The organism is Methanolobus sediminis, from assembly GCF_031312595.1.
GTDB classification, from domain to species: Archaea; Halobacteriota; Methanosarcinia; order Methanosarcinales; family Methanosarcinaceae; genus Methanolobus; species Methanolobus sediminis.
This window is the reverse complement of sequence record NZ_CP133592.1, coordinates 167247-184944: the sequence shown is the minus strand read 5'-3', so window position 1 is coordinate 184944 and position 17698 is coordinate 167247. Positions and strand designations below refer to the sequence as shown.

18 protein-coding genes and 1 pseudogene are annotated in these 17698 nt (G+C 39.9%); 11 read left to right on the top strand and 8 right to left on the bottom strand.

Annotation, left to right across the window (positions count from 1 at the left end; genetic code table 11):
* The first annotated feature begins 12 nt into the window (after window positions 1-12).
* Both RE474_RS00880 and RE474_RS00875 read left to right on the top strand, forming a co-directional pair.
* Entirely contained in the window at window positions 13-450 is a 438-nt protein-coding gene (locus tag RE474_RS00880; RefSeq protein ID WP_309311111.1) for a hypothetical protein, read from the top strand.
* 256 nt (window positions 451-706) lie between these two features.
* Window positions 707-940 (top strand): sulfurtransferase TusA family protein, encoded by a 234-nt coding sequence (locus RE474_RS00875; RefSeq protein WP_309311110.1) that lies wholly within the window; start codon window positions 707-709, stop codon window positions 938-940.
* 84 nt (window positions 941-1024) lie between these two features.
* Here the strand turns inward: RE474_RS00875 and RE474_RS00870 are convergent, their stop codons facing one another.
* Window positions 1025-1984, bottom strand: coding sequence for an inorganic phosphate transporter (locus RE474_RS00870; protein ID WP_309311109.1), 960 nt, complete (start codon window positions 1982-1984; stop codon window positions 1025-1027).
* 195 nt (window positions 1985-2179) lie between these two features.
* Here RE474_RS00870 and RE474_RS00865 point away from each other — a divergent pair, with 195 nt between their 5' ends.
* From RE474_RS00865 to cysN, 4 genes are all read left to right on the top strand, one after another.
* Entirely contained in the window at window positions 2180-3043 is an 864-nt protein-coding gene (locus RE474_RS00865) for a ferredoxin-like domain-containing protein (protein WP_309311108.1), read from the top strand.
* Window positions 3044-3142: 99 nt separating this feature from the next.
* Window positions 3143-3886: a phosphoadenylyl-sulfate reductase gene (locus tag RE474_RS00860; protein ID WP_309311107.1), complete on the top strand. Its 744-nt coding sequence runs from the start codon at window positions 3143-3145 to the stop codon at window positions 3884-3886.
* An 82-nt stretch (window positions 3887-3968) separates the two neighbouring features.
* Window positions 3969-4877: a sulfate adenylyltransferase subunit CysD gene (gene cysD / locus RE474_RS00855; protein WP_309311106.1), complete on the top strand. Its 909-nt coding sequence runs from the start codon at window positions 3969-3971 to the stop codon at window positions 4875-4877.
* On the top strand, window positions 4874-6418 hold the full coding sequence (gene cysN, locus RE474_RS00850) for a sulfate adenylyltransferase subunit CysN (RefSeq protein ID WP_309311105.1): 1545 nt from the start codon (window positions 4874-4876) through the stop codon (window positions 6416-6418). The genes cysD and cysN overlap by 4 nt, the downstream gene beginning before the upstream one ends.
* 218 nt (window positions 6419-6636) lie before the next feature.
* On the opposite strand, the gene RE474_RS00845 is transcribed toward cysN, so the two are convergent.
* Complete coding sequence (locus tag RE474_RS00845) at window positions 6637-7809, bottom strand: hypothetical protein (RefSeq protein ID WP_309311104.1); 1173 nt, start codon at window positions 7807-7809, stop codon at window positions 6637-6639.
* Window positions 7810-8919: 1110 nt separating this feature from the next.
* Here RE474_RS00845 and ppcA point away from each other — a divergent pair.
* Complete coding sequence (gene ppcA / locus RE474_RS00840) at window positions 8920-10491, top strand: phosphoenolpyruvate carboxylase (protein ID WP_309311103.1); 1572 nt, start codon at window positions 8920-8922, stop codon at window positions 10489-10491.
* A 24-nt stretch (window positions 10492-10515) separates the two neighbouring features.
* On the opposite strand, the pseudogene RE474_RS00835 reads toward ppcA, so the two are convergent.
* The 4 genes and pseudogenes from RE474_RS00835 to RE474_RS00820 form a co-directional block, all read right to left on the bottom strand.
* Window positions 10516-10829 (bottom strand): annotated as a pseudogene (locus tag RE474_RS00835) (hypothetical protein); the annotation flags it as partial.
* Complete coding sequence (locus RE474_RS00830) at window positions 10741-10986, bottom strand: hypothetical protein (protein WP_309312274.1); 246 nt, start codon at window positions 10984-10986, stop codon at window positions 10741-10743. The pseudogene RE474_RS00835 and the gene RE474_RS00830, both read right to left, overlap by 89 nt.
* Before the next feature lie 11 nt (window positions 10987-10997).
* The gene (locus RE474_RS00825; RefSeq protein WP_309311102.1) at window positions 10998-11381 is read right to left on the bottom strand and encodes a PKD domain-containing protein; all 384 of its coding nucleotides are present in this window, start codon (window positions 11379-11381) and stop codon (window positions 10998-11000) included.
* A 323-nt stretch (window positions 11382-11704) separates the two neighbouring features.
* Entirely contained in the window at window positions 11705-12202 is a 498-nt protein-coding gene (locus RE474_RS00820) for a CLIPPER-2 domain-containing protein (RefSeq protein WP_309311101.1), read from the bottom strand.
* 373 nt (window positions 12203-12575) lie between these two features.
* Here RE474_RS00820 and RE474_RS00815 point away from each other — a divergent pair, with 373 nt between their 5' ends.
* Window positions 12576-13208, top strand: coding sequence for a DUF4386 domain-containing protein (locus RE474_RS00815; protein ID WP_309311100.1), 633 nt, complete (start codon window positions 12576-12578; stop codon window positions 13206-13208).
* 325 nt (window positions 13209-13533) lie between these two features.
* Window positions 13534-14388: an MmRce1 family CPBP family CAAX prenyl protease gene (gene mmrce1, locus RE474_RS00810; protein ID WP_309311099.1), complete on the top strand. Its 855-nt coding sequence runs from the start codon at window positions 13534-13536 to the stop codon at window positions 14386-14388.
* Window positions 14389-14688: 300 nt separating this feature from the next.
* On the opposite strand, the gene RE474_RS00805 is transcribed toward mmrce1, so the two are convergent.
* Both RE474_RS00805 and RE474_RS00800 read right to left on the bottom strand, forming a co-directional pair.
* The gene (locus tag RE474_RS00805; protein ID WP_309311098.1) at window positions 14689-15597 is read right to left on the bottom strand and encodes an ABC transporter substrate-binding protein; all 909 of its coding nucleotides are present in this window, start codon (window positions 15595-15597) and stop codon (window positions 14689-14691) included.
* A 44-nt stretch (window positions 15598-15641) separates the two neighbouring features.
* Window positions 15642-15917, bottom strand: a complete 276-nt coding sequence (locus RE474_RS00800) for a ubiquitin-like small modifier protein 1 (protein WP_309311097.1) — start codon at window positions 15915-15917, stop codon at window positions 15642-15644.
* Window positions 15918-16213: 296 nt separating this feature from the next.
* Between RE474_RS00800 and moeB the strand changes: the two genes are divergently transcribed.
* The gene (moeB, locus tag RE474_RS00795; protein WP_309311096.1) at window positions 16214-17032 is read left to right on the top strand and encodes a molybdopterin-synthase adenylyltransferase MoeB; all 819 of its coding nucleotides are present in this window, start codon (window positions 16214-16216) and stop codon (window positions 17030-17032) included.
* Window positions 17033-17052: 20 nt separating this feature from the next.
* Complete coding sequence (locus tag RE474_RS00790) at window positions 17053-17463, top strand: threonyl-tRNA synthetase editing domain-containing protein (RefSeq protein WP_309311095.1); 411 nt, start codon at window positions 17053-17055, stop codon at window positions 17461-17463.
* Window positions 17464-17698 lie beyond the last annotated feature (235 nt).

Sequence of the window (17698 nt, the reverse complement as noted above, 5' to 3'; positions counted from 1 at the left end):
GGTGAATTAAATATGGAAGATATTCTCGAAGATATTAGAATCCAAATAGGTTTATTAATCACAGGATTTGGTATTGGTGCTAGTGTTCTTGGAGTTGAATTGTATGTCTTTGTCGGAAATATGATAATGAACGCACTTAATAATGCTCTCCCTGTGTCCGAAGCATCACAATCAGTTATGTCATCTTATGGATCTGCAATATTTATATTGACAATTGCAGGATTTCTCCAAGGTGTATTGTTGGGGTTATTAGACCGTGCAATTTTTTCAGTTGGATATGTTCTGGGGATTCTTTTTATGGTGTATTATTTAGGTAATGCATTGTGGGGTATAGCACCTTCAATAGTCACTGGAATGATATTTTCATTGATCGCTGTCTTAGCTGGGCTTTTCCTAAAGTTGTTTCTACTAAGTCGACAAAATGATAATTACCGAGATTATAATTGGTAATGTAATCCCATCTATATCAAATCTCGATACATCTTCTCCTTTTACAAATAATTTAATTGAATATGAGTTGATTAACAACAAATTATTTTTTGGACAAAAATCATATTTTTCGGACAAAGTGGGTAATATCAATATCGTAATGTTCAACATCTATTCTAATTGCCTGTCAGTTAAAGGTCAATTTTGCCCTTATATCAGTCATTATATGATGCAAAAGGCAATCATTCCTATACAAAACCAAAAAAAGGTAAACAATATGGAACATAGCTCAATTGAACTCGATCTGAAAGGGGAGGTCTGCCCTCTTACTTTCGTAAAAACAAAACTCTATATGGAAGGACTGAAAAGCGGTGAACAGCTGACAGTGATATTCAGCTCTGAATCAGCGGCATCAAGCGTTCCAAAAAGCGTAAAGGATGAGGGACATACGATACTTGGGATCGATCAGGAAGACAAAGATACATGGAAAGTGCACATAAAAAAGGCCTGAATTTTCCTTATTTTTGTTTTATTTTTAGAAAAATCATTAAAACCGTTTTGATCAATTCTTTTTTCACTAATCTTTCTCATTCTTTCAGGAAATGACCTTCATAGCAATGTATGCTATAAGGCCTGCTATAAGTGGTGAAGTGATCCACATGAGGAATATACGTTTAACTGTCTTGTTCTTCACTGTGTTGAATCCTTCATTAGCACATCCTATGCCAATAATGGCTGCAGGTACTATCTGTCCCAGTGAGACCGGTATGCCTGCATGTGATGCACCATGAACTATAATAGCTGCTATGACCTCGATGAAGATCGCACGGATGATACAGAGCTCGGTGATATCATCACCCACCGTCTGGAGTATCCTTCCACCTATAATAAGAGCGCCTACTCCAAGTGTCAGGCCACCTATGATAGTTCCTGTGGTCTGGTCGAAGAACCCTGCTCCTACAAGCGGACCAACAGCACTTGCAGCATTATTGGCACCAGCGGAGTATGCCACGTAACATCCTGAAGCCGTAAGAAGCTTTCCAATGATGCTACGTATCTTTTCTTCGGACTCGTGGTCCATGAGCCAGAGCACAAGTTTCGGGTGGATGAACTTGCCACAAATAAAAGCAAGTGCAAAAGCGAGTACAGGTGTGACCACCCACCAGCCGATTATGTGCGAGAGCAGATCTGTATCAAGTACACCGAAGAATATTCCTATCCCTACGATCGATCCGACAGCTGACTGACTAGCTGAGACCGGTACCCTCAGGATGTTACCTATGAAAAGACTAAGGGCAGCAGCGGATATTGCGATGACAGCGGCCATAAGTGTTATTGTATTACCCGGGATTATACCTTCCCCAAGTGTCCTGACAACATCACCACCGCTGATCACTGCTCCTAAAAGGGAGAATATGGCTATCAGGATCACAGCCTGGCTTTTGGTACGGGCCTTTGCACCATACGCTGCTCCCATGGAAGCGGCTGCATTATTTCCTCCAACGTTAATTCCCATAAATATTGCAGATACAATTGCAGCCAGCGCTATGATCATTTTACTATTCTCTCCTTTTTCAGATTTCAGACGTTTTCATTATTTCCAATGTAGTAATCCGATAAGTGAAAGCAAGCCTGTTATATAGCACTGGAGAATGGGGCCAAAATTACCACAAAATTGGGCAGGAAGATGCAACATTTGCCTTTTTATATACCTATATATCTGAAACTGAGAAACTGTATTTGATAATACATGGGTGAAAAGACAATCAACTATGACAGGCTGAAACAGGGCGGTTTCCTTCACCAGAAGCAGCATGATGAAGACCTCTTCTCCATCAGGCTTCGGATCGTGGGCGGCCAGCTAAGCGCTGAGCAGCTTCGTGCACTTGCCGATGCTTCAGAAAAGTATGGAAAAGGCGAAGTACACATAACCGCACGTCAGGGACTTGAGATATCCTATATCCCATTTGAGGATGCAGATGCTCTCCTTGACGAACTTGAGGAAAGGGGTGTCCGTCAGGGTACCTGCGGTCCAAGGGTCCGAGGTATAGTTGCATGTCAGGGTAATCGTATCTGCCCAAGAGGACTTATCGATTCAGAGGACATTGCAAAGAAGATAGATGACAAATATTTTGCCATGGAGCTTCCGGGCAAGTTCAAGTTCGGTGTAACCGGCTGTCCTTCTTCATGTATGAAAGCACAGGAAAATGATTTCGGTGTAATGGGAGGACTTGAGCCTGAATGGGTAGAGGATAAATGTACCTATTGTAAGCTCTGTCAGACCGCATGTCCTGCCGATGCTATCCGTGTTGAGGGTAAGACCCTGGATTATGACAGGGAAAAATGTATCCTGTGTGGCCAGTGCCGTCTGATATGTCCGAAGGATGCATGGGCAGTATCAAAAGAAGGATATACAATCTATGTCGGCGGCAAGGTCGGCAGATATCCGAGATTTGGTGTCAAACTTACAGAACTTGTAGATGAAGATACACTCTTCAGGGTAATCGAAAGGTCTATCGAGTTCTTTAAAAAGGAAGCAACCCCCGGGGAGCGTTTCGGAGATACCATACAGCGTATTGGTTTTGAAAAGTTCAGGACCTTTGTGCTTGAATGAACTGCTTCCTGTATAAGCGTTAAAGGAATATTTGGACCCCACTATTATATGGTTTCGTTCACATATTTACATCTTATATAATCACCAGGAAATCAAATCATGACTGAAAAACATGCGGATCTAAAAAAAGAGATAGGCCAATTAGCTGAAAGCTATAAGGCCAGTTCTCCACAGGAGATCCTTGAGTACGCCATCAACAGATTTGGAACCGGTATAACAATTGCATTTAGCGGTGCCGAGGACGTTGTACTCATTGATATGGCAACAAAGATAGTTCCGGAGGTAAGTGTATTCTCCCTGGATACAGGTCGTCTTCACCCTGAAACCTACCGGTTTTTCGATGTTGTGCGAAATCATTACAATATTCCGCTAGAGATCTTCTTCGCAAACAGGGAGAAGACCGAGGAATTAGTACTGAAAAAAGGTATGTTCTCCTTCTACACAGACGGACATGGTGAGTGTTGTGCTGTCAGGAAGGTCGATCCTCTCAGGCGTTCACTGAGCACAAGGTCTGCATGGATAACAGGACAGCGAAAGGACCAGAGCCCAAATACTCGTGCTGAAATTCCTGTTGTAGAAGTGGACCCGGTATTCGGGGACGGACAGCTTATAAAATTCAATCCTCTTGCAAACTGGACATCAAAACAGGTATGGGATTATATCCGGGAAAACAATGTCCCTTATAATGAGCTTCATGAAAAAGGATACGTCAGTATCGGCTGCGAACCGTGTACCAGACCGGTCCTGCCGGGACAGCATGAACGCGAAGGTCGCTGGTGGTGGGAAGAGGCCACAAAGAAAGAATGCGGTCTGCATTTAGGAAACATAAAACCCCAGGTCTGATAATAAGACCTGGAATATCATATATTAAGGATCAATAAAAAATGTCATTGAAATTATCTATTATCACTAACGGAGGGTCGGGATGACTACTGCGGAAGAATCATACAGGCTTTCGAACCTCAAAACACTTGAAGCTGAAAGCATAAACATTATCAGGGAAGTTGCTGCTGAATTTGATAACCCTGTGATGCTATATTCGGTAGGCAAGGATTCATCGGTAATGACCCATCTTGCTATTAAGGCCTTCTATCCGAAAAAAGTACCTTTCCCGCTGTTGCATATCGATACCGGGTACAAGTTCCCTGAAATGTACGATTTCAGGGACCAGTATACAAAGAAACATAACCTTGACCTTAGGGTTCACAGGAACGAGGAGGCCCTTAAAAGAGGGGTTAATCCTCTCACAGTTGGTACTGTAAAATGCTGTGCTGACCTGAAAACAAAAGCGCTTCTTGATGCACTTAAGGAAGGTGGCTACGATGCAGCTTTTGGTGGTGCACGCAGAGATGAAGAAAAATCAAGGGCAAAGGAGCGTATCTACTCTTTCAGGGATAAACATGGACAGTGGAATCCAAAGAACCAGAAACCAGAACTCTGGAACCTCTTCAACTCTAAGATAGACCCTGGAGAATCCATAAGGGTTTTCCCGCTATCCAACTGGACAGAGCTTGATATCTGGACCTATATCTATCATGAGAATATCGATATCGTTCCTCTCTACTTTGCAAAGGAAAGACCTGTCATTGAGAAGAATGGCCAGTTGATACCTGTCTATACGGACGAGCACGAGGGAGAGATAAAAGATGTTATGTGCCGTTTCAGGACACTTGGGTGCCATTATTGTACAGGTGCTGTAAGGTCAGATGCGGACACTCTGCCGAAGATCATCGAGGAGATGATGGTTTCCCGTCATTCCGAGCGTATCACGAGGGTGATCGACCACGACCAGGATAGTTCCATGGAACAAAAGAAGAAGGAGGGATACTTTTGAGTTCCGACTCTCTCATCGAACAGAACCAGAATATCGACCTCTTACGCTTTGCCACTGCAGGTAGCGTGGATGACGGTAAGTCAACCCTCATAGGCCGATTGCTCTATGATTCAAAATCCATATTCGAGGACCAGTTGAGTGTGATAAAGACATTCTCGATGGCCCACAGGAACCAGGAGATAGATTATTCTCTTGTGACCGATGGTCTGAAGTCTGAAAGGGAACAGGGTATCACTATCGATGTAGCTTACAGGTTCTTCTCGACCCCAAAAAGGCGCTTCATCATTGCCGATACTCCCGGACATGAGCAATATACAAGGAACATGGCCACAGGTGCATCCAATGCATCCCTTGCACTGATCCTTATTGATGCCAGGAACGGGGTTGTCACGCAGACAAAGAGGCATTCGTTCATATCATCCCTTCTGGGTATCCGCAATTTCGTTGTGGCTGTCAATAAGATGGACCTTGTTGACTATTCGGAAGAGGTGTTCGAGAATATCGTAAGTGAGTTCAATTCATTTGCCGACAAGTTATCTGAAGAATCGATCTACTACATACCCATAAGCGCCCTTAAAGGTGACAATGTCATTGACAGGAGCGAGAACATGCCCTGGTATAAGGGTTCAACGCTTCTTGATTACCTTGAGAATGTAAATGTCTCTGGCGGGCGTAACCTGAATGACCTCAGGTTCCCTGTCCAGTATGTCAACTGGGGCGGAGGCGATGATTTCCGTGGTTATTGTGGTACTATAGCTTCAGGTGTTGTCCATAAGGGCGATAAGGTAAGAGTGCTCCCTTCAGGAAAGACGAGCACGGTCTCAAGGATCGTCACTTTTGACGGGGACCTTGATTATGCCTTTGCTCCCATGGCAGTGACTATCTGTCTTGAGGATGACATTGATATAAGCCGTGGCGATACGATAGCCAAAGTGGATGACCTTCCTGTGATCACCGGAAGCCTTGAGGCCAATGTGGTCTGGATGGACAGTGCCCCAATGGAGATAGGTAAGGATTATCTTATCAAGCATACCACAAGCACGGTGAAAGGAAGTTTCGAGGAAGTGATGCATGAGTTCGATCCTGATGACATTAGTATGAGGTCATCGGAGGTACTGAACCTGAATGGTATCGGAAAGGTAAAGCTTGAATTGAAAAGTCCTATATTTGCTGATATCTATTCCGAGAACAGGTCCACGGGTTCGTTCATAGTCATCGACCCGCATACCAACCAGACGGCTGCTGCCGGTATGATCACCAGATGCAAACAGGTCTCTCCTGATAAGGCATGCAAATCTGTAAAGGCCAGGGTCATCACATATCCTGCTGACAAAAAAGAGGAGGCAAAGGCCAGTTATGACCGTCTCTCGATGCACGGAACTCATTGCATCTATGTGGATGATGACCTTTTACAGGCAACTATCTGTAAAGGAGTGCCTGTCGACAGTGACCAGTATTCCGAAGCTATCAATGGTCTCTGTGAGATCGCTACAAGATCAGGTGTATCCGTGGTCGTGTGCTCGGACTATCTGAAAGATTGAATTGATCGAGTTGAATTGATATATAGTTAAAAACCTGCCTTCTGTTGATAATGGCAGGTTTTTAGTCTTTTTTAGAAAATTTGCTCTTAATTTTTTGGCTCTGTAAAAAACCTATTGAAATCACTATCTATAGTACAATTTATGCAAAAATACTCACGATTCTAAGCAACATATAGAAGTTTTATTGACTTGCCAAATCGTTTGAATTAAGAGGATTTCTACAAAACCTCTTCTTCATCATTTTTTTTAATGCTCACTATTTTATCATCCGTATGAGTCGGGATTATATCTCCTACCTCGTTTCCTTCTGCATCTCGTATAATCTTTCTGTCGTTTCCAAATGTCTCATCCCATAACCCGGTACTAATGTCTCCAACCTTGTTTCCTTCTGCATCTTTTATGATCTGCCTGTCTATTCCAAATGTCTTATCCCAAAACCCGGTACTAATATCTCCAACCTTGTTTCCTTCTGCATCTTTTATAGTCTGCCTGTCTATTCCAAATGTCTCATCCCAAAACCCGGTACTAACGTCTGCGACCTTGTTTCCTTCCATATTGTAAACTGTTTTTCTATCTTTGCCTGTGAACTTGTCCCAAAAACTGGTTTTAACTTCATAATATTCAGTATCTTTTCTTGGAAACAGAGGCAAACCCTTTTGGTGACGATACCACATTTCAAGTAATTCACCTATAAGGTACAGAGTTAATACCAAAATCACTACAAAAACAATTACAGATACAGTTGTAAGTACAACACCTGATATAGTTAACACAACAAGAAAAACTGAATCCAGTTTAAGGCCAGCCTTCAATCGACGATCCTGAATGTTATCAATGAGCTTAAAGACTTTGATAACACTATAAGAGACAATTTGGAGGAGTTTATCACGGGAAAAATAATTAATATCTCTGGTTTCGTATTCTGCTTTTTTTCCAAATAACCAATTTTCAATACGAAAAATGATTGACTCTGCAAACTCTATTTTTGTGAATCCTATTATTGGCCCCAATGAAAATGCCAATAGAATTGCTAGGACATAGGCAGGTACAATCTGAGTAATTGTTAACATTAAGTGCACAAAATAATAAATTGCTGCTGCACTTATTGAACTTAAGATCAATAATGAATCGATTTTCAACGCCTTTTTTAGTCGGACATCAGTTACATTATTGATTCGTTCAAATATTTTGAGTATAAAAGAAGAACTTAGCCCGACAAAATTCTGAAGTGAAAAAAAACTAATATCTTCTTTATCAGTTTCTAAATTTTTTGAATGGAACCATTCTTCCAGACCATTCATTTTTTTGTCTACAAATTCAAATTGCAAAAAACCAATTACAAGTCCAACGATTAATAAAAAAATGAGAAAAATAATTGTCATTGTTACCATTAGATTTCCACCCACCAAAACTGCTTTTGACACGAACTTCCTTGATAAAATTATGTAATAATAGAATATGAATTTAGATAAATCACTTTTAGTTTCAAGTTTTGTTCATCCAGACTTGCCAGAGTCTTTCATATTCTATGCAATACAAACAAATTATCTCAATTAAAGAGCCAGTTTTTTTAAATGGCTATTCATAAAAATGGAGTTGTTTAAACTATATATGCCTTATTAAATGCTACTACATATATAGACTAAAGATAACATATTTTAACCCCATTTTGACAGTTTTATTTTTGAGCAACTGAATCTCTCTTTTTAGTTTCGATTCTAATTAATCTATGTGTATCTTTTTTCCTCTAATTGATTGCTAGCATATTCTCTTTCTTCATGCTTATTTTTATAAATTTTTCCATTTTTTGCCATCAATTTGACAATACCACATAAGTCACTAGATTTTGTTTTTTCTGATTTTTGCCCATTTTTTGGACAAAGAATTTGACAGCATTGCCGAATCTTCTAAATAGCCTCTTAAATCGATTTCATTTTGTTTTCAAGCAAAAAATACCCAAAAATAGCTTAATAGAATTTGATGGATGAGCATTATTCTTATAAAAATAAGGGTTCAACGGGTAAAGTCGGGTGTAATTTGCTGGAAATTGCATCCATTTTAAGGTAAAAATGAACGGCTCTGTAGAAAAACTATTGAAATCACTATCTATAGCAAAAATTTGGCAAAAAGAATCACGACTTTGAGCAACATATTGAAAAATTATTTACTCCCATAATCGCTTGAATTATAGGATTTCTACCGAGCCAGTTTTTTATCCTTTTATATGAGAGGTTTACAATACTTTCCTGATCATATCATCTCATCTGATTATAAGGTCTCTAATAATTCTTCATTATACTGGTGTTATATTCAGAACTAAGTGTCTGTACATGTATTTTCTTGTTGTTTCGTCCTTCGGGGAGGAATACTTATATGTATGAAAACCAGTTACTGACTGGCGCGTTTACAATTGTGAAAGGTTTACAATACCTGGGTTCAGAATTGCTCTTTAAGGTCTGAGCAATTTGAAAATGGTTCATGTGCCAGAGAGGATATAGTCTATGAACAAGAATAACGATCATCCAAAAATAATGTGCACCCAGCACCCGGACACTGCATCAAAGTACGTCTCAACACAGGAAGAGCCTGAAGAAGCTCTGGAGGCTGCAACCATATTCGGCTGTGATGAATATATGCCGGATTATGAAGGTAAGGCGACACCTTATCATCAGAATGTCCAGATAGTATCAAAATTCATAGAAGAAACGGATCTTGTTCCGGGTCAAGACTTTTTTATCACTCCCAGGGCTCCGAGTGCAGTTCAGGAAAATCGATTCAGGCAACTAATGGTTATGATGTCCATTGCCGAGGCTAACCAGATGGCACTTGAATATTCGGATGTGCAGGCTATTGATGAATTCGTACATCCGATGACTGAATCTGTCAGGGAGATCATTGAAGCCCAACAGCACATGGTTGATGTAAGTGATCTTGCAAAAAAAGAGTTTGGTTCATCAATGGATGTTCCACGCATTGTTCCTCTAATAGAGGATGCTCCTGCACTGCTGCATGCAAAGGAACTGACAAAGGAAACTATACTTTCCTGGGATGAGCATTTTGGAACGGCTCCTGAAAAGTTCAGGGTCTTCCTGGGAAAGTCTGACTCAGCTTTATCTTTTGGTCATGTTGTAAGTGCGCTTTCATGTAAATATGCCATCAATTCAATTGCGGAATTGAACACTGAGATCGACACAAGGACGGGTGTTATCCTGGGAGCAGGATCCCTTCCTTTCAGAGGGCATCTTGATCTGAAGAATGCAGAAAATTTCTTCAATGAGTATAAGGGCATAGGGACCATTACTCTTCAGTCAGCTATCCGACATGACAACGATAAAGGGGATGCAAAAGCTCTGGTAAAACTTGCAAAAGAAAGACTTCCGGAGATACCCGACATATATTCAGTCGAAGAGAAAGAAGAAATGGTTAATATCATGGGGATATTCGGAGCAAGATATAATAGAATTCTCGGAGAACTGGCCCTGACAGTGAACAGGATCGCTGAACTACTTCCACAGCAACGGGACCGTTTGCTGAACAAGGGCAGGAATGGATATTCCAGGACTGCTCTGGATATCTCCGGCATAACATGTCTTTGTCGCAGTGACATTGCAAAAGAACTTAAAAGCAGCATGCCGGCCGAAGGCCTGAATCTGCCAAGGGCTATTAAATTCACGGGTGCTCTTTATTCCATAGGCCTGCCACCGGAGTTCATAGGCACTGGCCTTGCTCTTGAAGATACCAGAAGGGAACTTGGAGAAAAAGCTTTTGATAAGTTACTTACTAAATATTATTCATCTCTAAAGGGCGATCTTGATCTCGCATCACGATACCTGAATCTCAATGTTGCATCCCGCTTCCTTTCAGAAGCATGCTTGAAAGAGGTCAATAAAGATATTGAGATACTGGAAGATATTCTGGATATTGAGGCAAGTCCTGACCCTTCATATAATATTCTTCTGGAAATGATGCAGCCTGAGCTTCTCAAGACGGGGGATCATATGGATGAGGAAGTATCACAACTGTTTTGCTCATCTATTACAAAAATGGGTAAATTAAGGCAAGCTCTGGGATAAGTTCAAAAAGGATTCAGGACAGGATTATGAAATAGTGGGAAAGCTGAAGCTTTCCTTTTTAGGCTCTGTAGAAAGCATCATTTTGACAACAGTATAACCTTGACATACCTGTCAAGGTTATGCACTAATAGTTTGAATTTAACTTATTTTAGTTGATTCCGATACCTTTTTGCTCTTATTTCTTCACCATATTTCCTTTTCAGGACAGAGAACATCGTTTCAACCAGATTTCTGTGATACAATTCTTTGTCAAATTCCCATACCATTTTTCTGCGGTATAATCCTTTGATTCTCTTCCTCTTTCTTTACCTTAAAGGAATCATGGCTATCGCTCCTAGCATCATCATCTCTTTTAAGGTCAAAGAATACCTGAACCACCGCAAAAGTCCCTACCTGACCGTTTTCAGAACTATCTAAGGGTACATTACATGAAAAAGAATACTGATAAACTGATTTTTCATAGAATAAAAATAGATAGAGGATAAAAACCTCCAATCAATTATTTATTAGTCTTTTCTACGCTGAAAGAACAATGCCAGTCCAAGAATTGCAACTACTGGGAGAGCAATGGCTGGGAATTCTGGAATTCCACAGTTATTGATTATTACACGGGCGACGTAAATGTCACAGGCTCCACTGTTATCGGTAACCCTGAGACCTACATCATATGTGCCGACACTATTCCATGTATAGTAGGCATACATACCCGTAGCATCGTCATACTCCCCGTCGTTGTCGAGATCCCACTCATATGTTAAAGGATATCCATCTGGATCATAGGAACCAGTGGCATCGAGGGTTATGGTTGAACCTACGCAACCTTCATATGGTCCATTTGCATCTGCTACTGGCGGGTAGTTTATTGGAGCTATTGCTGCTGAAGTCCCCACGGCCAACAATAATAAAAACATTCCAAAACTGACTAGTATACTTTGTTTGATTTTCATTTTCGTACCCCCACACAAACACACTCATACAGTATGTTTATATAAAGTTTCGATTTCCCCGCATAAATAGCTTTGTTTTAGAACCAGTGAGATAAGGATTCTCTAAAGGTACATTGCACTACATGAAGAAGAATGCTGAAGCTGATAAAACGTTTACTATGAATGCACATGTTAGGGAAAGATTAGAATTATGGAATAGCCTGCTGATAAAGTGATTTTACATAGAATAAAATAGATAGAGGATAAAACCTCCAATCAATTAATTATTAAGCCTTTCTACGCTGGAAGAACAATGCCAGACCAATAACTGCAATTGCCGGTAAAGTGATAGTTGGAAACTCTGGGATCTCATTATCCTCAACACCATTATAGTGACTAGGGTCACTATCAGACACTTGAAATCCTGAAGGATCCGTAGCTTCAACTGTACCTAAGTTTGCATACTGACCAACTACAGCTGTACCATAGCCTGTACATTGCATGGTTTCACCAGGTAGAAGTGTGGTCAATGGACAACTTACAACAACACCCTGATCATCTGTAACAATAACATTGTCCAGAGGTTCAATACCAATATTTGTAACAATATAGGTCCATGTTATCGGGTCACCAACTTCTATCTCAGGACCCGGTGCAGCATCAGCATCATAACCATTGGTTGCTTTCTCAATATCTATTGCTGCCAGTGGTGCAGCGGCTCCAATAGATGTTGCCAGTACCAAAGATGCCACTAGGCAAAATAGTATAGCTAATTTGTTTCTCATTTAATTGCCCCCATGATATGAAATTCAGGTCAATTCCACATCACTTTAAATTTGGTTTGCAGTGATTTATACTTAACTTGAAGTGAAGTTCCAATAGTAGCTACTGGTACTGAAATTATTCGTGATATATAAATTATCTTACATGAAAAAGAAGTTGAGAGTTAAGAAGCTTTAAGCGTTCATACATACCTGACAAGACGAAAAGCAAGCTCAATTTAGGAAAGTAGGAAGGAATACATTTCAGGAAATTAAAAAAGGATTAGGGAAACAGGAAACTTGAACTTGCGTACTCCTGCTGTGAGAAAAGACTATTGACATCTGTCTGTAAAACTATATATCATGGGTGAGATATTTTTATTGTTTAGGGGTTTAAATGAAAAATTATATCACTGATTTATCGCCAAGCAAAGCGGCAATGGTTTTAGGGATTGCGTTTATAACCTCGGTTTTCATTGTAACCTTAGTTGATGATTTTCTTTTAGCTAATTTTGTAATACCCGGAGATACTGCAGTTTTAGCCAGGGATATTGAGGCTAATGGGAGGCTATTTGGTTTTGCTGTTGTTGGTTATCTACTCGTACTTGCGTGTGATTCTATTATTGGTCTCACACTTTATGTAGTGCTTAAACAAGCAAACAAGACTCTCGCGTCGATTACAGCAGCTCTTAGATTACTATACGCTGGTATTCTTGTAATCGGTATCTTTGCTCTAGTATTCCAAATTATCAATGTGTATGTCTATGCATCCATAAAACTTATCGGATACATATTTTTTGCCTTACATATCTTTGTACTTGGTTATTCGGTCTTCAAGTCAGGATATATCCCGAAAAGCCTTGGTATATTGTTGATATTTGCATCGTTTACATATATTGTATTTTTTGTGGATCTCCATCTACCTGAAACACTTGGGGTAATTATTATGTTAACAATGGCTGTTGCGGAACTTTCACTAAGTACCTGGCTTATAGTGAAAAGAAATAGACTACCTGTAAATAGTTTTTAGTGAAATTACTTAGTTTTTGTTCTTTTCTAGCGGGTAACATTTAGAAATATCACATCAGTTCATTTTTTCCTTTCTCAAATCCTGCGGACATATCTTATTTTAAGTAAAAGTTCGGTTTTTTGGCGTTACCTATTACCCCCTCTAATTGTTTTTGGATAATAGGTCAGTCCAAAAAAGCGAACTTCTACTTTTTGCTTAATGATAGATTTCATTTTTGGACTGCTAAAATGATATATTTTAAAAAATCAAAAGACAGATTTACTTTATATATACATTCAAGTTATTCTAATTATAATACTCTAACAATTACATATCTGGAAAAATAATGCTACCTAATTACAAATACAAACCCGGCATCTATTATCTTTCAACCTTTATCGTAACCTATATTCTCTGGTTTGCAGGAGCATACTTGAGCTTTCATGATGGTGGAAGCGGCTTATACATGCTTATAATGCTTCCAGGGCTTATGACACCATTTCTAATATCTCTTATTATGATTTACCGTTCAAAGAATGTGGATTTGAAAAATGATTTTATTAACAGGCTTACTAATATCAGGTTAATACAGCCAAAGATTATGCCTGTATTTATTTTGTTAATGCCTTTGTCAGTTCTTATATCAATACTAATTTCCCTTTTTTTCGGAGAAACTGCATCACAATTTCAGTTTGCGGAAGGTTTCTCTTTTTCTGCAGGAAGCATCCCCGCATTGTTGATTCTCCTGCTTGCAGCCACCTTTGAAGAACTCGGATGGCGAGGTTATGCCTTCGACAGCCTGCAGAGTCGCTATACTTACTTTACAGCATCGCTTATTTTTAGTGTACTATGGTCATTCTGGCATTTTCCGCTGATATTCGTCAACAATTCCTACCAGTACGAGATATTCAATGAAAGCTTCTGGTACGGTGTGAACTTTTTTGTTAGCATCATTCCAATGGGAATAATAATCAGCTGGATCTGCATAAAGAACAGGAAAAGCATCATTGCTGCCATGGTCTTTCACTTCATTGTTAATATGTCCCAGGAACTACTGAATATAACCCAGAACACAAAGTGTATCGAGACTATTATTCTAATAATTGTGGCTGTTGTTATCATTGCATATGATCGGAAAATGTTCTTTTCAAAAGAGCACCTTGCAGAAAGACTGAATAAGAGTCCTGTTTCTTTTTTATGAAGTTAAAAATGGTAGTACAATCACAGAGTGTAGAATTTCAGACATTTATACTCAAATTTAGCTACACCTCTAACCTTTCCATCTTTAAGTACTTATTAGACAAGCCATTAAATCAGAGATTTAATGGGAGTTCCAGATTTTCAATCTGGAACAAACACAATAATCACCTTTGTGTTTTCTGTGGTGAGTAATACTCAGGGGATTTATTCTTTTTAAATTAATATGCTAAAATAAAAATTGAAGTAGGTTTTCTACAGAGTCCATTTATGATTATTTTTTGTTTTCTTTGAAGCAACATATCTAAAGTTGAAGTTCCTTCACAAAACGAAGGTCAAAAATATCTTCCTGCATCAGCTTTCCTGAAATACATCCCAGTTCATGCAGTACATCCACGAATCTCATGGTAGATGCAATATAGTTCTCAGATATGGCTGCCGAGTATTTTGGCGATACTTCATACATGTCCCGTACAAAGTCAGCATCAACCATCTTTATGGTATCTGCGACAAGTTCCGAAGCTTCTTCAGTGTTTTTCCGGATGAACTGGCAGGCTTTATCATGTAGTTCTATGAACTTCAAAAGAGTTTCATGTGAATTATCTATCATTTCCTGGCTTGCTATTATCCCGTAGCTTGGATTATCCGGCCAGAGCTTTTCCGGTGGGACCATGATCTTGGCATCACAGTATCTTTCCGCTACAACTGCTAGGGAAGGTGTACCTATGGCAACCTCGATCACCCCGTCCATCATCGCCTCTGGTATCATGTCTGCCCATTCGTAGTTCAGGACCTCTATGTCTTTTTCAAAGCCAGCTTCTTTTATGAAGTTCCTGATGATCACATCATGAATTGAACCCGAGGGCGGACAGGCAATAGTAAGTCCCCTGAACTGCTCCAGAAAAAGTATGTTATCGTTATTGCATTCTTCAAGGGTACGATATCCGGCAGTGGCTATCATCACCGTACCTTCGACATGCCCGCCTGCGATACACCTGGCCTTCAGACCCCTGTCAATTCCAATCATGGTGGGAGGAAGTCCGATATAACCTATGTCTATCTCATTGTTCTTCAGTGCATTGACGATTGCAGGTCCTCCTCCGAAAAGATTCCATTGGGGCTTTATACCTGCCTTTTCCAGCCAGTCCGTTCCCATTAGTATGAACGAGCTGTGATACATGGTGGAAAGGTGTCCGATTCTTAATTCTGTCATGTATTCACCGTCTTTGATGGGTATATGGATTCACTTATGATGGATCATCCCCCGCTGATTGCCGGCAGTACGGAAACCTCGTCCCTGTCTGTTATCTTTGTATCTATGCCGGAAAGATGCCGTATGTCCTCTCCGTTAACATAAACATTGACGAACCTTCTTATCTCTCCTCCTTCCATCAGGCGTGTCTCGAATTCCTTGCCGTATTCGGTGATAAGCTTTTCAAAAAGTTTTTTGATTGTAGTTTTTTCCAGTTCAATACTTGTGGTTCTTGTCCCTGTAACATCGTTCAGGGCAGATGAGAACTTGATCAATACCATTTGTTTTTCACATCCATTTTTCCCTTGCGGATATCTTCAGTTTTTTTAGAAATTCAACACGAGGGTTTTATAAATCATTCAAGGTTGTACTCTTAGAGCAGCCTTAGTTTGTGAAAGGTTAGTTATTGCAATTACATCTGTTCTTGTATAGAGGAAAATATAGCCGCATTCATTTTTTCAACAAAAAAAGACACAATATTGCCTCTTTCTATACATATTTATTACAACTTATCCATTCTCTGAAAAACGAATATGAGCCATGATGTTCAACCTTTTCCGGTCTCAGGGAGTTAAAGATGATAGGTGATTTTACAGAAGAACAGATCCAGCGTTACTCAAGACATATCATATTACAGGAAGTTGGAGGAACAGGACAGCAGAAGCTTTTATCTTCAAAGGTTCTCTGTATAGGTGCCGGGGGTCTTGGTTCTCCGGTAATACAATATCTTGCAGCTGCCGGTGTAGGGACAATTGGTATTGTTGATGATGATATCGTGGACATCAGCAACCTCCAGAGGCAGGTAATACATGCAGGTAATGTGTCAATGCCAAAGGTGGAATCCGCACAAAGGTACGTAGAGAATCTGAATCCTGATGTGAAGGTGATCACTTATAATGAAAGGATCAGTCCTGACAACATACTTGATATCATAAAGGATTATGATATCGTTGTGGATGGCTCTGATAACTTCGCCACTCGTTATCTTGTTAATGATGCATGTGTGCTTGCAAAGAAGCCTCTTTCCCACGGGAGTATCTTTCGCTTTGAAGGTCATGTGATGACCATATTGCCTGATGAAGGACCGTGTTACAGGTGTCTTTTTGAACATGCTCCTCCTGCAGGAATGGTTCCGAGTTGTCAGGAAGCAGGTGTTCTTGGTGTGCTTCCTGGTGTAATTGGGACAATGCAGGCCACTGAGGTCATAAAATATTTGCTGGGTGTTGGTGACCTTCTTAAAGGAAGGCTTGTATTCTATGATGCACTGAATATGTCTTTTGATGAGATAAAGGTCCGCAGGGATCCAACATGTCCTGTATGTGGTGAAAGTCCTTCGATAACGGACATAGTTAATGAGAACTACCTTCACGGAAACGGTGTGTGCAGTATAGGCTGAGAACATAGGAAGGAGAATACATGAAATTACTAATGTTCGATACCGAATATTTCTGGTACGAAACATTCCGTAAGAACCTTGAGCAGGCAGATGATGCCGAAAATGAAGAACGCATAGAGGACACGGCAGTTGTCTTCATCCATTCGGAAGCTGAAGATGAAAACAGAAGGAACAAGGTCCTGAAAAGTGCAGTGTCGAACTTAAAGTGGTATCTGAATAAGGTGGGTAAGGAACGGATAGTCCTTCATTCATTCGCTCACCTTTCTTCAAGTAATTCATCTCCTGAGTTTGCCATGGAAATTATCACTGATATAAAAGAAAAGCTCGCATCCAAAGGGATTGATGTCCGTACCACTCCCTTCGGTTATTTTTCAGAGTTTTCGATTCATGTGCGTGGGGAATCCCTGGCAAAAGTATTCAAAGAAATATAAGATCCACATCAACTGAATATCATCACTTTCTTTTTTAAAGTTCTTCTTCATCGGGTTTACTGTTATCATTAAAGAGATACAAGAGCTGATAAATCTCTCCTCCTCATGTCTATGAGCTTCGGTTCTAAAAACAAGTGTCAAAACATTTATATTTCATCAAACAAGTGCATAGGTCAGCATTTCGATATATAAAATTCATATTTAAGATATGAGTAATCGTGACTTTATTTTCTTA

What these genes read in the sequence shown, in the direction of transcription:
- RE474_RS00870 (WP_309311109.1), bottom strand. Translation starts at nt 1,984, where the DNA reads ATGATCATAGCGCTGGCTGCAATTGTATCTGCAATATTTATGGGAATT.
- RE474_RS00800 (WP_309311097.1), bottom strand. Translation starts at nt 15,917, where the DNA reads ATGGTATTGATCAAGTTCTCATCTGCCCTGAACGATGTTACAGGGACA.
- RE474_RS00860 (WP_309311107.1), top strand. Translation starts at nt 3,143, where the DNA reads ATGACTGAAAAACATGCGGATCTAAAAAAAGAGATAGGCCAATTAGCT.
- ppcA (WP_309311103.1), top strand. Translation starts at nt 8,920, where the DNA reads ATGAACAAGAATAACGATCATCCAAAAATAATGTGCACCCAGCACCCG.
- RE474_RS00880 (WP_309311111.1), top strand. Translation starts at nt 13, where the DNA reads ATGGAAGATATTCTCGAAGATATTAGAATCCAAATAGGTTTATTAATC.
- mmrce1 (WP_309311099.1), top strand. Translation starts at nt 13,534, where the DNA reads ATGCTACCTAATTACAAATACAAACCCGGCATCTATTATCTTTCAACC.
- cysD (WP_309311106.1), top strand. Translation starts at nt 3,969, where the DNA reads ATGACTACTGCGGAAGAATCATACAGGCTTTCGAACCTCAAAACACTT.
- RE474_RS00865 (WP_309311108.1), top strand. Translation starts at nt 2,180, where the DNA reads ATGGGTGAAAAGACAATCAACTATGACAGGCTGAAACAGGGCGGTTTC.
- RE474_RS00815 (WP_309311100.1), top strand. Translation starts at nt 12,576, where the DNA reads ATGAAAAATTATATCACTGATTTATCGCCAAGCAAAGCGGCAATGGTT.
- RE474_RS00820 (WP_309311101.1), bottom strand. Translation starts at nt 12,202, where the DNA reads ATGAGAAACAAATTAGCTATACTATTTTGCCTAGTGGCATCTTTGGTA.
- moeB (WP_309311096.1), top strand. Translation starts at nt 16,214, where the DNA reads ATGATAGGTGATTTTACAGAAGAACAGATCCAGCGTTACTCAAGACAT.
- RE474_RS00805 (WP_309311098.1), bottom strand. Translation starts at nt 15,597, where the DNA reads ATGACAGAATTAAGAATCGGACACCTTTCCACCATGTATCACAGCTCG.
- RE474_RS00845 (WP_309311104.1), bottom strand. Translation starts at nt 7,809, where the DNA reads ATGGTAACAATGACAATTATTTTTCTCATTTTTTTATTAATCGTTGGA.
- RE474_RS00790 (WP_309311095.1), top strand. Translation starts at nt 17,053, where the DNA reads ATGAAATTACTAATGTTCGATACCGAATATTTCTGGTACGAAACATTC.
- RE474_RS00875 (WP_309311110.1), top strand. Translation starts at nt 707, where the DNA reads ATGGAACATAGCTCAATTGAACTCGATCTGAAAGGGGAGGTCTGCCCT.